Here is a 17,897-nt window from a genome sequence, read left to right on the forward strand (position 1 = left end):
TATAGCTTTACAAATATTTCGTAAGCGTTTATACTAAATTGGAAAATCTATTTGGGAGAAGGGTTCAATGTGGTAATGATCAATGAGGGACGGCTCAAAAATGTTTTACATAATATGGAACAGGAAGGCTTGTCTCAGATTTTGGTGACTTCTACCTCTTCAGTTTATTATTTGACCGGTTTATGGGTAGAACCATTTGAACGGATGTTGGCGCTCTATATTGACAAAGATGGAAAATGTGTGCTGTTTGGGAATGACCTTTTTGGTTTTACACCAGGAGGAAATGCACAGCTTTTCACACATAATGATATTGATGATCCGGTGAGGGATGTTGTTAAGGTAGTTAAGGGCGGAACACTGGGGATTGATAAGGAATGGCCAAGCCGTTTTCTGATCAGTCTTTTAAAGCAGCGCCCTGATATCAAGCCGGTTGTAGGCAGTGCACCGGTAGATTTTGCGAGAATGCGCAAAGACCAGAAAGAGATCGATGCTCTGCGCAGATCCTCTCAAATTAATGATGCTGTGATGGAAGCTTCGCTTGCGGCAATTAAAGAGGGTGCTCGTGAGCAGGAACTTGAAAGTATTGTGGAAAAGAATTTTGCAGAGCGAGGAGCAGATCGTTCCCCGGAGGGACAGTTGGTCTGTTTTGGTGCAAATTGTGCGGATCCGCATCATGCTTCCAATGAGACCGTGATCAAGAGCGGAGATTCCGTTATTTTCGATATCTTTATTCCAATTAAGCGCTATTGGTGCGATATGACTCGTACTGTTTTCTTTAAAGAGGCAGATGAAGAGCATCGCAAGGTTTATGAGATCGTCCGGAAGGCAAACGAAAAGGCCGAATCAGTGATTCGACCTGGAGTGCCAATGTGCGAATTTGATTTAACGGCCCGAAAAGTAATTGAAGATGCTGGATACGGCCCGTATTTTAATCATCGTTTGGGTCATGGCTTGGGAATTGACTGCCATGAGCCGCCGGATAATTCCAGCGTCTGCAAAGTAATTGCAGAACCCGGTATGGTCTTTAGTGTAGAACCAGGGATCTATTTAAAAGATCGTCTTGGCGTACGGATTGAAGATTTAGTGTTGGTCACCAAAACCGGATGTGAAGTTTTGAATCATTATACAAAAGAGCTCCAGATTATTAAATAGAGCCATTAAAAATAAACCGGATTGCAAGTCCGGCGATTAAGCATGCGGTTAGGTCTCCCATTAGGGCGGCCGGAATGGTATGCTTTGTTTTTTTGATGCCTACTGCACCAAAATAGACAGATACGCAGTAAAAAGCAGTTTCGGTGCTGCAGGCTAATACGGAGGCAACTCTGCCGGAAAAAGAATCCGGTCCCTGTTGCTTTAGAATTTGTGTGAAGATTGCAGTGGAGCCGCTGCCGGAAATTGGCTTCATAAGAATCAGCGGCGTGACGGATTCAGGAATCCCTAAGAACTGTGTTACCGGCTTTAATGCCCCGGAGAGTAGATCAAGTGCCCCGGAGGCTTTGAACATTGTTACAGCTGCCATCAGGCCAACCAGAGTGGGCAGAATTGTAAAAGAAGTTTTCAGTCCTTCTTTAGCTCCTTCTGTAAAAGTATCGAAAATCGGGACTTTCCGAAAAATTCCAAAAAGCAGCAGCAGCAGGATGGTGATGGGGAGTGCCCATGAACCAAGTTTATCCACGGACTTTCCGCCTTTCAAAGAGCTTTGCAGATAAAACGGCGACCAACAAAGCGCAGATCGAGGTAATCCATACCGCAGGCAGCAAATCAAATGGATTTTGGGCACCGTATTTTGCGCGAATCGTTGCCATATAGGTTGGAATCAGCTGAAGGGAAGCGGTGTTTAACACCACGAAAAGAACCATCGAGCGGTTTGCTTCGTCTCCGCAATGTGGGTCACATTTTTTCAGTTCTTTCATTGCCGAAATTCCCAGAGGCGTTGCAGCGTTTCCGAGCCCCAGAAAATTTGCCGTTAAATTCATGCAAATTGCGCCAGCAGCACGGGAACCTGGTTTGAGATCGGGGAAGAGGTGCTTTAAAATTGGATGCAGAACTTTTGCGAGGAGCTGTGTTAAACCGCCTTTTTCGGCGATATGCATCATACCGGTCCAAAAGCACATCATCCCCATGGTAGCAAAACAAAGCTCTACAGCACTTTGTGCGCCGGAGAGAACAGCATTTGCCAGTTCTTCTGTTCTGCCGGTTAAACAGGCACATAAAATACTGACGAATAAAAGTCCGGTCCAGATCCAATTCAGCATCGTTTTCACCCCTTTAGATAAAAAATATGAATATAAATATGAATAAATTTTGAATTTTTAATTCCCAAAACGATTAAACATTGACTTATTATGGAAAATGTATTACAATGGTGACGAATTATGGGAGCATATTATTATCAGGAAGGATGAGCAAAATGAAATCTACCGGTATCATGCGCAAAGTGGATGAATTAGGCCGTATTGTGTTGCCGAAAGAACTGCGTAATGCATTGGATATCAAGGAAAAAGATCCATTGGAGATTTTTGTCGGAGACAGAGGCGAAATCATTCTCCGCAAATATCAGCCAGCATGCATTTTCTGCAACAGTATGGAAAACATTCGTACATTTAAGGGGCACAATGTATGTCGTGATTGCATGCAGAAAATGTCTAAGTATATGAATGAGGATGACTAATTCCAATTGCTTTTTAAAGAAATTTGATTGAAGCAAAATAAAGAGCAGCTTACAGGAAAAGCCTGTAAGCTGCTCTTTTTATCTCGAATAAAACTTTAAAATGCTTTTAGGGGAATTAATTTGTTTCTTTCATAGAATCAAGAATGGAATCCACGAGAGCATCAAGTTCAATTTCTTTATCCTCATGCAGAGAAGAAGCCATTGTGACACGTTCGTTGAGCACTGTCATATCTTTCATCTCTTCATTGAGAAATTTTTGCATCAAATCACCGGATTTACAAGCCCAAGAACCATTCTCAATAATGGCAACCGTGCGCTTTTGGACATTCAGCGCTTTCATATCCATCAGATAATTGTGCATGGCAGGATAAATCCCGAGATTGTAAGTAACAGAAGCTAAGACAATATGGCTGTATTTGAAGGATTCTGCAATCAGCTGAGAAACATTTGTGGAAGAGACATCATACATGGCGATGTTGGTCATGCCTTTTTCACATAGTTTTGCGGCTAGTGCTTCGGCAACGGATTCGGTGTTTCCATACATGGAAGCATAAACAATCAAAGCGCCCTTGACCTCTGGCTCATATCGACTCCAAGTATCATATTTTTTAATAAAATACATCAGATCTTTGCGCCAAACTGGACCATGCAGTGGGCAAATATACTTGATCTGATCGAGAATTCCGCCGGCCTTTTTTAAAAGCAGCTGAATATGTGGACCGTATTTTCCAACAATATTGGTTAAATAACGGCGGGCGTCATCCAACCAGTCGCGGTCAAAATCAACTTCATCTGCAAAAAGCTTTCCATCCAGTGCGCCGAAGGTGCCAAAAGCATCTGCGGAGAATAATGCACCATTTGTAGTATCAAATGTGACCATAACTTCCGGCCAGTGAACCATAGGGGCAAATACAAAGGTAACAGTATGCTTGCCGAAGCTAAAAGTATCTCCCTCTTTTACTTCTACGATTTGATGTGAATCAATTTGAAATCCAAACTGGCGCATAAGCATAAATGCTTTTTCATTGCTGATCAGTGTTACATTTGGCCAACGCAGCAGAATTTCATTAATGGAAGCGGCGTGATCCGGTTCCAGATGGTTGATCACAAGATAGTCGAGCGGCCGTCCGGCAAGTACATGCTGCGTGTTTTCCAATAATTGACGGCAGTAAGACCAGTCGACCGTATCGAACATCACGGTTTTTTCATCCAGCAAAAGATATGAATTATAAGTAACTCCTCTTGGAATTGGATATGCGTTTTCGAAAAGAGCAAGGCGGTGATCGTTTGCTCCTACCCAGTATAAATCTTCCGTTACATTTCTAACGCAATACATGAAATTTCCTCCCTTCGATTTTATGCTTCAATAAACTGATCTTTTGGCTCGGCGCACTCGGGGCAGACCCAATCCACAGGTAAATCCTTAAACTGGGTACCAACTGCGATTTCGCTGTCTGGATCGCCTAATTCCGGTACGTACTCATAGCCGCAGCCATTGCATATGTAACGGGGACCGATTGGTTCCGGCTTTGGCATTTGTGGGCGTTTCATTTTTACCATGGGCGGAGCTGGTTTCTTTTCCTCGGTACCGAGTGCTTCAGTAAGGAGGGGCAGAATTTCATTGACATCGCCGACAATTCCGTAATCACAATTCTTAAAGATCGGGGCGTTGCCGTTTTTATTGATTGCTACAATAATGGAAGCGTTTTTAATTCCTTTGAGGTGCTGAGTTGCACCAGAGATTCCACATGCGATATATAGATTTCCGGTAAATTTTTGGCCGGACATTCCAACGTAACGATTGATTGGAATGTACTTGAGCGTTTCAGCGACCGGACGGGAAGAGCCAACGGCTGCGCCTGCTGCTTTGGCCAGATTTTCGATCAGCTTCATGTTCTTTTTATCGCCGATGCCTTTTCCTGCAGAAACAACACGCTCGGCTTTCGCGATAGGAGTATCGATCGGGATGCCGACCGTAAAGTCGAACCCATCTTTTTTTAAGGCTTCCACTAGGGAATTCACTTGATCTTTTGCATTCCCGTCACGGAACATCATCTTTTTGCGGATTCCGGTGATAGGAGTGGGCTTTTTGGTACGGTGACCGGTTTCGCCGGACTGCTTCGGGGGCTTGCCTAGAATATGGGACGCGATAACGACGCGCTGAATTTCGTTGGTGCCCTCGTAAATGGTAGTGATCTTAGCATCCCGGTACATACGCTCAACTTCCATTCCTTTGAGGTATCCGGTACCGCCAAAGATTTGAAGTGCATCATTTGTAACTTCGAGCGCAATATCAGAAGCATATTGCTTTGCCATGGCGGATTCCATTCCATACGGTTCGTGATTCTCTTTCATTTCTGCTGCGGAGTAAACGAGAAAACGTGCACAACGCAGTTTCGTTGCCATATCGGCAATTTTAAAAGAAATTCCTTGCTGAAAAGCGATAGGCTTTCCAAACTGTACACGCTCTTTTGCGTAATCCACCGCTTGATCAAATGCTCCTTGTGCGATGCCAAGGGCCTGTGAAGCGATACCAATGCGGCCGCCGTCGAGTGTGGACATTGCGATTTTAAAGCCTTGACCTTCTTTTCCGAGCAGATTTTCTTTCGGCACTTTCACGTCGTTGAAAATCAGCTCAGCAGTAGAGGAAGAGCGAATGCCCATTTTGTCGTAATGGTCGCCGAATTCAAATCCTTTCCAACCTTTTTCTACAATGAAAGCAGAAATACCGTGAGTTCCGATATCGGGAGTAGTAATCGCGAACACAACATAGGTATCTGCTAGTGGAGCATTGGTGATGAAGATTTTGCCGCCGTTGAGTAAATAATAATCGCCTTTATCTACAGCAGTGGTTTCTGTTCCTCCGGCATCGGAACCTGCATTCGGTTCCGTTAAACCAAAAGCACCAAGCTTTTCACCTTTGCATAGCGGAATTAAGTACTTTTTCTTTTGTGCTTCATTTCCATAAGCGTAAATCGGCCATGTGCCAAGAGAAGTGTGAGCCGATAGGATAACGCCTGTGCCGCCGTCAACACGCGCAAGCTCTTCTACCGCAATGGCATAGCTGATAACATCGAGCCCCATGCCGCCCCATTCTTTTGGATAAGGAATTCCCATCAATCCCATTTTTCCAAGCTCGGTTACTGCTTCCGTTGGAAACTCATTTTCTTTGTCTAATAAAAAGGTTAAAGGCTTCACTTTTTCTTCTGCGAACGCCCGAACTTTTGCTCGGAGTTCCTCATGCTGCTGTGTGGTTTTGAATAACATACCGTTTCCTCCTTTTGCAAATTCCAAATTTTGTCCTTGGGATTCCGTGATCCGAAGTAAGGGAGAGGATGCTTAGTTACCGAATAAAACAGTCTGGAGTGTATGAGACTTTAGTTCTTGATCCAGCGTTTTCTGAATTTTTAAGAGCTGAATGTGTGCATGACATATCTGATCATCATGGGATTCCTGCCATGAGCAATGCTGGCCGGGCTTGGTACAGGCAGTTAAAAACGCAGATTGCTCCATGGCATTGATCAGCTGGTATAGAGTAATACTGTTGAGATCAGAAGTTAAAGCACATCCGCCTCCGGTTCCACGCGCAATTTCAACAAATCCCGCCTTTTGAAGTTTCTTCAGAATTTTATAGGCAAAATTCTGTGGGATCTGTTCATTTGTAGACAACTCCGTAGTGGTTAGTCGGTCACTTTTTGCTAATGCACGCAAAATTCGCAGAGCATAGTCTGTTTCTTTTGTAATCAGCAAACTTTCACACCTCCTCTTCATATTTGCATTTTATCAAACTGGACATTTTTTGTCAAGATTGAATTTTAGAAAAAATTCTATTTTTGCAGATAATTTTTAAAAAAAATTATCGATTAAAGACAAAGACTACAATAAAAATGAAATTGAAGTACTAAAAATTAACATGCCATATAAAGGAAAACAGCAGATCTGTTTTCATATTTACATATTGAGGTTTTGTGGTACAATAATAGCATCAATCAGGATTTTTATAAAAGAAAAAGGTGGAGGTTATCGGATTGGATTGCTTTAAATTACACAGTAAATATCGGCCCACCGGTGATCAGCCACAGGCAATTGAAAAACTAGTACAGGGGCTTAAAGAGGGAGACCATGAGCAGGTGCTGCTCGGCGTAACTGGTTCTGGAAAGACTTTTACGATGGCAAATGTGATTGAAAAGGTGAATCGTCCCACACTGGTTTTGGCACATAATAAAACGCTGGCGGCTCAGCTTTGTTCTGAATTTCGGGAGTTCTTTCCCGAAAACGCAGTGGAATATTTTGTCTCCTATTATGATTATTATCAGCCGGAAGCGTATATTGCGCAGACGGATACTTATATCGAAAAAGATTCGGCAATCAATGATGAGATCGATAAACTGCGCCATTCGGCGACCAGTGCGCTTTCAGAGCGCAGAGATGTCATTATTGTTGCGAGTGTCAGCTGTATTTATTCTCTTGGCGACCCAATTGATTACCGAACGATGGTGATTTCATTGCGTCCGGGGATGGAAAAAAGTCGGGACGAGCTTTTAAAGAAGTTAGTGGAGATCCAGTTTGAGCGGAACGACGTTGCCCTCTCCAGAAATAAGTTTCGGGTTCGAGGAGACGTTGTGGAAATTTGGCCTTCTTATTCGAATGATACGGTGATTCGAGTAGAATTTTTTGGCGATGAGATTGATAGGATCACAGAGATCAACCCAGTTACCGGAGAATTAAAAGCCGAAATAAAGCATGTTGCCATCTATCCGGCTTCTCATTATATTGTGCCGCAGGGAAAACTGAAAAACGCACTTTCTTCCATCTATGATGAGATGGAAGAGCGCGTTAAATTCTTTGAAGAACATGGGAAGCTTATTGAAGCACAGAGAATCAGAGAGCGTACGACCTATGACATGGAAATGCTTTCTGAAATTGGCTTCTGCAAGGGGATTGAGAACTATTCTCGGGTGATGGCCGGTCGTGCTCCGGGAAGCGCCCCGTGTACGCTGCTCGATTATTTTCCAGAGGACTTTCTGCTCTTTGTGGATGAGTCCCATGTGACGCTGCCGCAGGTACGCAGCATGTATGCGGGCGATCAGGCACGGAAAAAGTCTTTGGTGGATTTTGGATTTCGTTTGCCCAGCGCCTATGATAACCGTCCGCTGACTTTTGATGAATTTTATCATCATGTAGATCAGGCAGTCTTTGTCAGTGCAACGCCGGGAGACTGGGAGCTTTCGAAAGCGTCTCAGGTGGTGGAGCAGGTAATTCGTCCGACTGGGCTTCTTGATCCGGAAATCTTTGTAAAGCCGACCGACGGGCAGATTGACGATTTGATCAGTGAAATCAATCTGCGCGCTGAGAAAAAGGAAAGAGTTTTGGTTACGACTTTGACTAAAAAGATGGCAGAGGATCTGACCTCTTATCTGCAGGGGATGGGAATCCGGGTACGGTATATGCACCATGATATCGATACGGTGGAGCGGATGGAAATCATTCGCGATCTGCGTTTGGGAGAGTTTGATGTTTTGGTGGGAATCAACCTTCTGCGTGAGGGGTTGGATATTCCAGAAGTCAGTCTAGTGGCAATCTTAGATGCAGATAAAGAAGGGTTCCTGCGTTCCGAGCGAAGCCTAATTCAGACCATCGGCCGTGCAGCGCGTAATGCTTCCGGCAAGGTGATCATGTATGCGGATACAGTGACGCCCAGCATGGAGGCGGCAATCCGAGAGACAAATCGTCGCCGAAAGTTACAGGTTGCCTATAATCAGGAGCATGGAATCACCCCAAAAACCATCCAGAAAAAAGTTTCGGAGATTCTCGAAATTTCTACTCATAAAGAGGATAAAAAGAAGAAGAAAAAATATTTGTCTCCGATTGAGCGCCGTCAGATGATCGAGCAGCTTACTCGCGAGATGAAAGCAGCTGCAAAATTGTTGGAATTTGAACATGCTGCGTTTTTGAGAGATAAGATCAAAGAACTGCAAGAGGGAAAATGAATTTTCCAAAATAGAAAGGAAACGGATTCATGGAGCCGAAAAATATCATCATCAGGGGAGCAAGAGAACACAACCTTAAAAATATCAGTCTGGAAATTCCCAGAGATAAATTGATCGTTTTTACGGGACTTTCCGGCAGCGGCAAAAGCAGTTTGGCGTTTGATACCATTTATGCAGAAGGTCAGAGAAGATATGTAGAGTCGCTTTCTTCCTATGCAAGGCAGTTTTTGGGGCAGATGGATAAACCGGACGTGGATTCCATTGAAGGACTTTCACCGGCAATTTCGATCGATCAAAAGACGACTTCAAAGAATCCGCGGTCAACAGTTGGGACCGTGACGGAAATCTATGACTATCTGCGCCTTCTGTATGCGAGAGTCGGAGTTCCGCATTGCCCGATCTGTGGTAGGGAGATCCGCCAACAGACCATCGATCAGGTTGTAGATCGTGTGCTTGCAATGCCGGAGAAAACAAAAATTCAAATTTTGGCACCAATCGTAAAAGCGCGAAAGGGAGAGCATACTAAGGAATTAGAAGCCGCACGCCGCAGTGGATTTGTTCGGGCACGGATAGATGGGATTCTCTATGACCTTTCAGAAGAAATCAAACTGGAAAAGAATAAAAAGCATACGATCGAGATTGTAGTAGATCGGCTTGTCGTCACACCATCGATTCGCTCTCGCTTGGCGGATTCTTTAGAGACAGCCTCCAGTCTTTCTCAGGGCTTGATCGTCGTCAGTCCGGTCGATGGGGAAGACCATGCTTTTTCTCTAAATTATGCCTGCCCGGAGCATGGAGTGGGCGTCGATGAACTGACTCCTCGTATGTTTTCTTTTAATAATCCGTTCGGTGCCTGTCCAAAATGTACTGGGTTGGGCGTCTTTATGAAAATTGATCCCGAGAGAATTCTTCCTGATAAAAATCTTTCCATTGCGCAGGGAGGCTTAAAAGCCAGTGGTTGGGCGATGGAGGGCAGTACGATTGCTTCCATGTATATGGAAGCGCTTTCTAAGCACTATCATTTTTCGCTGAAAACGCCGATCAAAAACTTGCCAGAGGAGATCATTCAGATTCTGCTCTATGGCACAAATGGGGAAAAGATTCAGATCGTTCGGAAAAATGAATATGGTTCTGGAAAGTATTTAACGACGTTTGAGGGAATTATCAATAACCTGGAGCGCCGTTTTCGTGAGACCAGCAGCAACTGGGTAAAGGAAGAAATCGAGTCCTATATGAGCGCCATCCCGTGTGACGCCTGTCATGGACAGCGCTTGTCCCCAATGAGTCTGGCGGTTACAGTAGGTGGGCTGAATATTTCGCAGCTTTGCGATCTTTCCATTAACAAGGCGTTGGATTTCTTTCATGGGCTGCATTTAGAAGGCCGAGATGCCATGATTGCAAAACCGATTTTAAAAGAGATTTTTTCAAGACTTGGATTTTTAAAGAGTGTTGGCCTTGAATATCTGACACTTAGCCGCGGTTCCGGTACACTTTCCGGAGGAGAAAGCCAGCGAATTCGGCTTGCAACGCAGATTGGTTCCTCTTTAATGGGAGTCCTTTATATTTTGGACGAGCCCAGTATCGGGTTACATCAGCGTGATAATGATAAACTTCTTGCCACACTAAAGCATCTGCGGGATCAGGGAAATACCGTGATTGTTGTAGAACATGATGAAGATACCATGCGCGCCGCCGATCATCTGGTGGATATTGGTCCCGGTGCTGGAATTCATGGCGGAGAAGTGGTATTTAACGGCAAGCCGGAAGATATCCTAAATTGTGAAGCTTCCATTACCGGCCAGTATCTGAGTGGGAAGAAGAAAGTGGGGGTCCCGAAAGAACGCAGAAAAGGAAATGGGAATTTCTTAAAAATCGAGGGAGCTGAGCAGAATAATCTAAAGAATATTGATGTGAGCTTTCCGTTAGGCACGTTTATTTGTGTGACTGGTGTTTCTGGTTCGGGGAAATCCTCCCTTATAAACGAAATTCTGTATAAATATTTGGCACGGGAATTAAATGGGGCTAAATCAAGGCCGGGACAATTTAAAAAAATTACCGGGCTTTCCGCATTGGATAAAGTGATTGCGATCGACCAGTCACCTATTGGCAGAACTCCACGTTCCAATCCGGCTACCTATACAGGCGTCTTTACGGATATCCGCAATCTGTTCGCAAGCACACAAGAGGCAAAACTACGGGGATTTTCTTCCAGCCGCTTTTCTTTTAATGTGAAGGGCGGTCGGTGCGAAGCATGTGAAGGCGACGGCATTATTAAAATTGAAATGCATTTTTTGCCGGATATCTATGTTCCCTGTGATGCCTGTCACGGAAAGCGGTACAATCGCGAGACGCTGGAAATTCAGTATAAAGGAAAAAATATTTATGATGTACTGGAAATGACGGTCGAAGAGGGGGCACAATTTTTCGGGGCAATTCCGCGAATTGCCAGAAGACTGCAGACTTTGCAGGAGGTTGGACTCGGATATATCAAAATTGGACAGCCGGCAACAACGCTTTCAGGCGGTGAAGCACAGCGCGTTAAATTGGCAGCGGAGCTTTCTAAAAGAAGCACCGGCAGAACGATTTATATTTTGGACGAACCGACTACCGGTCTGCATATTGCTGATGTGCATCAGTTGATCGAAGTCCTTCAAAGACTGGTGGACGGAGGAAATACCGTAGTTGTGATTGAACATAATCTGGATTTGATCAAGACAGCAGATTATGTGATCGACCTTGGGCCGGAAGGCGGCGATGGCGGCGGAACGGTCATTGCAAAAGGAACGCCGGAGCAGATTGCAGCGGTGGAACAGTCTTATACAGGACAGTATCTTCGCAAACTTTTGGAGCACACCTGAATTTCGGCAAAAAATCCCCCGAAACCCAACAAAACAGGGCTTCGGGGAATTTATAAATTTTGAAAGCTCAAAGGGTTGTGGCATCCGTCAGATACTTTAAAAACAAAATCTGATCTTCCGGGTTCGTTAGTTTAATTTCTGCAGTAATGGTTGCATTTTTGGCACTCTCCAAAAGTTGTTTTACACCATACAGCTGACAGAGTTTACTTTTGAGGTTCAGCTTGTTTCCATCATCTGTTTCAAGAATTACGTCGCCTTTGGCACGATCCAGTAACTGCATAAAATCTCCGATGTCAATATCATAAAGTTTCATCGAAAATCCCTCCTATCATCAAGTGAATATCTACTATTGCTTTCTACAAAATTTATCATACCATAGGATTGTGAAACTATCAACAATAAATTTTATAAAAATTATCTAAAATTTTGCAGACGTGATTGTGAAACATTTCTGTAGATCCGCAAAAGATTACAAAAATCGGACAAAATTAACACATTGTTCAACAAATCATCGGGTGATTTATTGTACAATAAGTTAATCTTTATTAGTAAAGAGTAAGGATGGGTGCCGTTGTTTGGTTATATCAGACCGTTTAAGCCTGAACTTTTGGTTCGGGAATGGGAAAGTTATCGTGGAATATACTGCGGGCTATGTAAAAATCTTGGCCGTTATTATGGTCGGCTTTCCCGGTTAACGCTAAGTTATGACTGTACTTTTTATACCATGATTTTGATGTCTTTGAGAAAAGAAAAGCCTTGTTATGGTGCTGGGCATTGTGTGGTCAATCCGCTGAAAAAATGCAATTTTTGTCAAAATGCTGAAGAGTCATTTCATCAGGCTGCAGCTTTAAGCGTTTTGATGACTTGCTTTAAGCTGGAGGATGATCTGCGGGATCATGGAAAAGGAAAAATTCGTGCACGGCTGCTTTTGCCGCTGTCCCGCAGAGCGCAGAAACGCGCGAAAGCTGATTTTCCTTGGATGGACAAGATTGTTACAGAGACAATGACGGCACAGAATCAGGTGGAGACGGAAGGGCAAAAGATGGATGCCTGTGCGTCTCCAACAGCACAGATGCTTGGAAAAATCTTGCAGCATGAAGGGGGAGAAAGTTCTTCTCCGCTTTCAAGAACACTGTATGAATTTGGATATTTTCTGGGACGCTGGGTTTATATTATGGACGCGGCGGACGATTTGGAAAAAGATTTGGAATCAGGTAGCTTTAATTGTCTCATCAGAGAATCCGGGCTGACTCAAAAAGTCGAGAAAAAGGATTTTGATCCCATAAGGCAAAAAGCAAATGCATCATTAAATTTGACCCTTTCGCGTTTACTCGCTGCATTTTCGCTGATGGATTGGACTTCTTTTCAGTCAATTTTGCAGAATATTATAGAAAAAGGATTACCTGCAACGCAAAAAGAACTGTTATTTCGTAAGGAGGAAAAAGAATGACGGACCCCTATCAGGTGCTTGGCGTTTCTCCTTCGGCAACGGACGAAGAAATTAAGACCGCCTATCACAATCTGGCTAAAAAATATCATCCCGATAATTATGCCGGAAGCCCGATTGCAGACCTTGCCAGCGAAAAAATGAAAGAGATCAATGAAGCGTATGATGCAATTCAGGCGCAGCGTAAAAACCGTGGCTCTGGACAGCAGACAGGCGGTTATGGCAGTGCTTACGGTGGTACTTATGGCTATGGCGGCACTTATGGTTATGGTGGTGCGCAGAATTCCAGCTTTGGAGATGTGCGCAGCTATATTATGAGTGGACGAATTTCCGATGCAGAGCAAATTTTGGATGGTGTCCCTGGAGAGAATCGTAACGCAGAATGGTATTTCTTAAAGGGAACTGTTCTTTATAAACGAGGGTGGCTGGACGAAGCTACCAATCATTTTAATCGTGCTGTTCAGATGGATCCACAGAATATGGAATATCGTTCGGCGATGAATCAAATTATGAATCAGCGCAGCGGAATGTACGGCGGATATAATCCCAATATGACAACGGGCGGCGGATTTACCGGTTGCGGCGCATGCGGCGATTTGATGGCAGCGGATATGTGCTGTGAGTGTATGGGCGGAAATCTTTGCCCCTGCATTGGATTCCGATAATTTTGAAGGGGGGATCTTCCTTTGAATCGTTCGGTACAGATTGCGTTTTCCGGCATGCTGACCGCGTTGGGAGTCGCGTTTTTGTGTGCTGCCGGACTGATCCCAGTTGCCACCTATGCGTTACCTGCACTTTCCGGTGCGCTTTTAATGCCAATTGTTGTGGAACTGGGGGCCAAATGGGCGTGGCCGGTTTTTTTAGCAACGGGAATTCTTGGGTTCTTATTAGGACCGGATAAAGAAGCTGTTTTTCTTTACATTCTCTTTTTTGGGTACTATCCAATCATAAAGGCAATATTTGAACGCCGCGGGCCAAAATGGGAGCAATGGATTTTTAAATTTGGTGTTTTTAATGCTTCTATGATTGTTGCTTATTTTATCAGTATTTATTTTTGGGGAATTCCAGAGGAAAGTTTTGAGATTATTCCTGGCATGCCGCTTTGGCTGCTCCTTGCAGGGAATGTTGTTTTTGTTATTTATGACTATGCGCTTTCCGGGTTGGTTGGTGCGTATGTTGTGCGGTTCCATTCCATGATTTCTAAATGGTTTCGTGCAAAATAGACCGATACTTTATAGAAAAAAGTCCCATATGGGGCTTTTTTCTATGTACCGAAGAAAATTTTGCAATTTTTTAAGAGGGCCCTGCAAATTTTGAAAAAAACGATTGCTATTTTTTCGAAAAAAAAGTAAACTTGGAACAAGGAGTTGATTTGATGAACACACATCTTTCGATCCGAATTCAGGATCAGATGCCGCATTTTTCAAAAGGTCAAAGATTAATTGCTAAATATATTGAAGAACATTATGATAAAGTAGCATTTATGACTGCTTCCAAGCTTGGTTCGACAGTCGGAGTCAGTGAATCCACAGTGGTACGTTTTGCAACGGAATTGGGCTATGATGGATACCCTGAACTGCAGCGTGCAATGCAGGAAATGATTCGATCGAAGCTGACCAGCGTACAGCGAATTGAAGTCACAAAGGAAAGAATCGGGAAAAATGATATTCTTGATGTGATGCTGGCTCAGGATATGGATGTAATACGCCGTACGATGGAGGCAACTTCTCATAAAGACTTTTATGAAGCAGTTGATGCAATCATTGCGGCGAAAAAGATTTATATTTTAGGAGCGCGCAGCAGTGTGGCTTTGGCAACATTTCTTTCTTATTATTTGGGAATGCTATTTGATAATGTTCAGTGTATTCAGGCGACCAGCGAGGCGGAAATCTTTGAGCAGATGATCTATATGACGAAAGATGATGTGATGATTGGACTTTCGTTTCCGCGTTATAGTAAAAAAGCATCTAAGGCGATGCGTTTTGCACACGACCGTGGTGCAAAAGTAATTGCGATTACAGATTCTCTTTTGTCACCGATTGCGGAATTTGCAGATTATAGATTACTTGCCCGAAGTGATATTTCGGCAATCGTGGATTCTCTGGTTGCACCGCTGAGCCTGATTAATTCGTTGCTTGTTGCACTGGCTTTGAAAATGGAAAGCCGTGTGACAAAAGTTTTTCAGAATTTGGAAGATATTTGGGATGAATATGGAGTTTACGAAAAAGTTGACGAAACAGAAAATGATAAAGATAATAAAAAAGAGTGATTTGATAGTAGTGGGCGGGGGTGCTTCCGGTCTGATGGCTGCCGGCACCGCCGCCCATCTTGGGCTTAAAGTCTGTTTAATTGAAAAAACAAATCGGTTGGGGTGGAAGCTTTCCATTACAGGAAAGGGACGCTGTAATGTGACGAATGACTGCACTTCTCAGGAAGTCATTGCGAATGTCCCCACGAATGGACGGTTCCTTTTTGGAGCTCTGTCTCATTTTTCGCCTTCTGATGTGATGAAGTTTTTCGAATCATTGGGAGTGCCTCTGAAAACAGAGCGCGGAAACCGCGTGTTTCCACAGTCGGATCGAGCAAAGGACATTGTCGATGCATTGGTTCATTGGAACCGGGATGGTGGGGTCCAAGTAATACAGGGAGAAGTTAAAAAGCTCTTTCTGGAAGATGAATCCGTCAAGGGAGTTGTACTTTCGGACAGAGAAACGATTTTGGCTCCACAGGTTATCCTTTGCTGCGGTGGAAAAAGCTATCCCGTTACCGGTTCTACTGGAGATGGCTATCTTTTGGCGCAGCAGGCTGGCCATACCGTTATCCCGCCGCGTCCCTCTTTGGTGCCTCTTTGCTGTAAGGAGCAGGACTGCCGGGATATGATGGGGCTTTCTCTGCGTAATATCGGTTTTCAGCTTTATGATACGAAGAAAAAGAAAACAGTTTGTACGGATTTTGGAGAACTGTTATTTACCCATTTTGGGCTTTCTGGGCCGGTGGTGCTCAGCGGCAGTACACATCTAAAAGAGATGGAATCCGGCCGTTACCGAGCAGATATTGATTTGAAGCCGGCATTATCTTTTGAAAAACTCGATGCGCGTTTACAACGCGATTTTACAAAATATCATGCGCGTGATTTCGTAAATGGACTTTCGGACTTGCTGCCGCGGCTGATGATTCCTGTGGTCGTGCGCCGCTCCGGAATTTTGGAATCAACTAAGTGCGCAGACATCACAAGAGAGCAGCGATTGTCTCTTGTGAGGCTTTTGAAACAGCTTTCATTTACGGTTACCGGATTTCGGCCAATTGAAGAAGCCATCGTTACTTCCGGCGGCGTAAAGGTAAAGGAAGTTGACCCCAAAACAATGGAATCGAAGAAAATTCATGGGTTGTACTTTGCAGGAGAACTTTTGGACGTAGATGGCTATACAGGCGGTTTTAATTTGCAAATTGCTTTTTGTACCGGACGCCTTGCAGCACAGAGCGTTGCGCAGAAAGTGCAAAATGAGAAATCTTTTTGAAAAATTTGTTGGGTTGTAGTAAAATTTAAAAAGGCGGGAATTCTAATTGACAGATTGGAAAGAATTTCCGTAGATTTTAGGAAAGAGGATCGCTCTATGAAAATTAATATTGCCATTGACGGCCCTGCTGGTGCTGGGAAAAGTTCGATTGCAAAAGAAATTTCCAGACAGTTTGGATTTGTCTATGTGGATACCGGTGCTATGTACCGTGCAATCGGGCTTTATATGCTTAGAAAGGGAATCAATCCTAAGGAAGCAGAAAAAGTTTTGCCGCTGCTTTCGGAAATTAAGCTTTCCCTTCGCTTTTCAAAAGAGGGGCAAAGAGTGCTTTTGAACGGAGAAGATGTTTCAGAGGAGATCCGTGAGCCACAGGTTAGTATGGCGGCTTCCGATGTTTCGGCAATCCCGGGAGTACGCGATTTTTTGCTGAATTTACAGCAGGAGATGGCAAAACAAAATGATGTGATTATGGATGGACGCGATATCGGAACGGTGGTTCTCCCTAACGCACAGTTGAAAATTTACTTGACTGCTTCGGCAGAGGAACGAGCACAGCGACGCCGTGCGCAGCTTCAAGAAAAGGGAATCGAGGATTCTTTTGAAACGGTTCTCGAGGACATTAAGCGCCGAGATTATCAGGATTCTCATCGTAAAGTGGCACCTTTGAAGCCTGCTTCAGATGCACAGTACTTTGATACAACGGGAAATACGTTGGAGGAATCGGTACAGATGCTTTCTAACATTATTAAAAAACATTTTAACCTGTAAGAAAGGAGCATATGGGTTTGGAAAAGCGGACTCCGATCTACATTTTTGTACAAAAGATCGCACGGTGGTTTATTCGTCCCTTTTGCCCGTTTCATGCACAGGGAAGAGAGCAGGTCCCTAAAGAGGGAGCTGCCATTATTTGCTGTAATCATCTGGGACTTACGGATGTGTTTCGGCTGGGATTTTCTTTAAAACGGCAGATCTATTATATGGCCAAAGCGGAACTTTTTCGGTTTAAACCGTTTGCGATGATTCTGCAGGGACTTGGCGCTTATCCGGTTCAGCGCGGAAGAAGCGATAGAAAGGCAATCAATGAATCTGCAAGGCTGATTCGGGAAGGACATCTTCTTGGAATTTTTCCGGAAGGTCATCGCAGTAAAGATGGGTTACCCGGCCAGCCAAAAGCTGGAGCGGTAATGTTGGCTTATAAATATCAGATTCCGATTGTGCCTTGCTGCATTGTGATGCACGGGGGCGGTCCCGTTAAACTGTTCCACAGAGCAGAAGTCGTTTTTGGGGCTCCCATTAAACCGGAGGAGCTCCAAATTACAAAAGGAAAAGGCAGTGAATATCGAGCCGCTAATCATTTGGTATGGGAAAAAATTCTCAAAATGAGGGAAGAAACTTTAAAAAAATTCTCATAAA

At 44.0% G+C, this 17,897-nt stretch carries 17 protein-coding genes; 11 read left to right on the forward strand and 6 right to left on the reverse strand.

The features are described 5' to 3' along the window. Positions 1–75 precede the first annotated feature (75 nt). A complete protein-coding gene (locus OP489_RS04705; RefSeq protein WP_266163475.1) occupies positions 76–1,152 on the forward strand; it encodes a M24 family metallopeptidase in 1,077 nt (358 codons plus the stop codon). On the opposite strand, the gene OP489_RS04710 is transcribed toward OP489_RS04705, so the two are convergent. Next, entirely contained in the window at positions 1,145–1,675 is a 531-nt protein-coding gene (locus tag OP489_RS04710; RefSeq protein WP_266163187.1) for a spore maturation protein, read from the reverse strand. The genes OP489_RS04705 and OP489_RS04710 overlap by 8 nt on opposite strands. After that, complete coding sequence (locus OP489_RS04715; RefSeq protein WP_180340978.1) at positions 1,668–2,255, reverse strand: nucleoside recognition domain-containing protein; 588 nt, start codon at positions 2,253–2,255, stop codon at positions 1,668–1,670. Before OP489_RS04715 ends, OP489_RS04710 begins: the two co-directional genes overlap by 8 nt. A 155-nt stretch (positions 2,256–2,410) precedes the next feature. On the opposite strand from OP489_RS04715, the gene OP489_RS04720 reads away from it, so the two are divergent. Continuing rightward, on the forward strand, positions 2,411–2,671 hold the full coding sequence (locus tag OP489_RS04720) for an AbrB/MazE/SpoVT family DNA-binding domain-containing protein (protein WP_180340977.1): 261 nt from the start codon (positions 2,411–2,413) through the stop codon (positions 2,669–2,671). Positions 2,672–2,786: 115 nt separating this feature from the next. On the opposite strand, the gene OP489_RS04725 is transcribed toward OP489_RS04720, so the two are convergent. The 3 genes from OP489_RS04725 to OP489_RS04735 form a co-directional block, all read right to left on the reverse strand. Further along, positions 2,787–4,007: an FprA family A-type flavoprotein gene (locus tag OP489_RS04725; protein WP_266163188.1), complete on the reverse strand. Its 1,221-nt coding sequence runs from the start codon at positions 4,005–4,007 to the stop codon at positions 2,787–2,789. A 20-nt stretch (positions 4,008–4,027) separates the two neighbouring features. After that, entirely contained in the window at positions 4,028–5,938 is a 1,911-nt protein-coding gene (locus OP489_RS04730) for an acyl-CoA dehydrogenase family protein (RefSeq protein WP_266163189.1), read from the reverse strand. A 72-nt stretch (positions 5,939–6,010) separates the two neighbouring features. Further along, positions 6,011–6,421 (reverse strand): RrF2 family transcriptional regulator, encoded by a 411-nt coding sequence (locus tag OP489_RS04735; RefSeq protein WP_180340974.1) that lies wholly within the window; start codon positions 6,419–6,421, stop codon positions 6,011–6,013. Positions 6,422–6,699: 278 nt separating this feature from the next. Between OP489_RS04735 and uvrB the strand changes: the two genes are divergently transcribed. Together uvrB and uvrA are read left to right on the forward strand one after the other, a co-directional pair. Then, complete coding sequence (gene uvrB / locus OP489_RS04740) at positions 6,700–8,661, forward strand: excinuclease ABC subunit UvrB (RefSeq protein WP_266163190.1); 1,962 nt, start codon at positions 6,700–6,702, stop codon at positions 8,659–8,661. A gap of 29 nt (positions 8,662–8,690) precedes the next feature. Next, positions 8,691–11,519 carry an excinuclease ABC subunit UvrA gene (gene uvrA, locus OP489_RS04745; RefSeq protein ID WP_266163191.1) on the forward strand — a complete coding sequence of 943 codons (2,829 nt, stop codon included), beginning with the start codon at positions 8,691–8,693 and terminating at the stop codon, positions 11,517–11,519. 67 nt (positions 11,520–11,586) lie between these two features. Here the strand turns inward: uvrA and OP489_RS04750 are convergent, their stop codons facing one another. Next, positions 11,587–11,832, reverse strand: a complete 246-nt coding sequence (locus tag OP489_RS04750; RefSeq protein ID WP_266163192.1) for a hypothetical protein — start codon at positions 11,830–11,832, stop codon at positions 11,587–11,589. Positions 11,833–12,090: 258 nt separating this feature from the next. Here OP489_RS04750 and OP489_RS04755 point away from each other — a divergent pair, with 258 nt between their 5' ends. The 7 genes from OP489_RS04755 (at position 12,091) to OP489_RS04785 (ending at position 17,896) form a co-directional block, all read left to right on the forward strand. Then, positions 12,091–12,969, forward strand: coding sequence for a DUF5685 family protein (locus tag OP489_RS04755; RefSeq protein ID WP_266163193.1), 879 nt, complete (start codon positions 12,091–12,093; stop codon positions 12,967–12,969). After that, entirely contained in the window at positions 12,966–13,631 is a 666-nt protein-coding gene (locus OP489_RS04760) for a J domain-containing protein (RefSeq protein WP_266163194.1), read from the forward strand. The genes OP489_RS04755 and OP489_RS04760 overlap by 4 nt, the downstream gene beginning before the upstream one ends. A gap of 21 nt (positions 13,632–13,652) precedes the next feature. After that, complete coding sequence (locus OP489_RS04765) at positions 13,653–14,189, forward strand: hypothetical protein (RefSeq protein WP_266163196.1); 537 nt, start codon at positions 13,653–13,655, stop codon at positions 14,187–14,189. 152 nt (positions 14,190–14,341) lie between these two features. Then, a complete protein-coding gene (locus OP489_RS04770) occupies positions 14,342–15,235 on the forward strand; it encodes a MurR/RpiR family transcriptional regulator (protein ID WP_266163197.1) in 894 nt (297 codons plus the stop codon). Then, positions 15,171–16,484 carry an NAD(P)/FAD-dependent oxidoreductase gene (locus tag OP489_RS04775; RefSeq protein WP_323135423.1) on the forward strand — a complete coding sequence of 438 codons (1,314 nt, stop codon included), beginning with the start codon at positions 15,171–15,173 and terminating at the stop codon, positions 16,482–16,484. The genes OP489_RS04770 and OP489_RS04775 overlap by 65 nt, the downstream gene beginning before the upstream one ends. Before the next feature lie 96 nt (positions 16,485–16,580). Then, positions 16,581–17,252 (forward strand): (d)CMP kinase, encoded by a 672-nt coding sequence (gene cmk, locus OP489_RS04780; protein ID WP_266163198.1) that lies wholly within the window; start codon positions 16,581–16,583, stop codon positions 17,250–17,252. 17 nt (positions 17,253–17,269) lie between these two features. Next, positions 17,270–17,896 carry a lysophospholipid acyltransferase family protein gene (locus tag OP489_RS04785; protein WP_266163199.1) on the forward strand — a complete coding sequence of 209 codons (627 nt, stop codon included), beginning with the start codon at positions 17,270–17,272 and terminating at the stop codon, positions 17,894–17,896. Position 17,897 lies beyond the last annotated feature (1 nt).

The sequence above is a fragment of the Caproicibacterium sp. BJN0003 genome (genome assembly GCF_026314295.1).
Taxonomy (GTDB): Bacteria; Bacillota; Clostridia; order Oscillospirales; family Acutalibacteraceae; genus Caproicibacterium.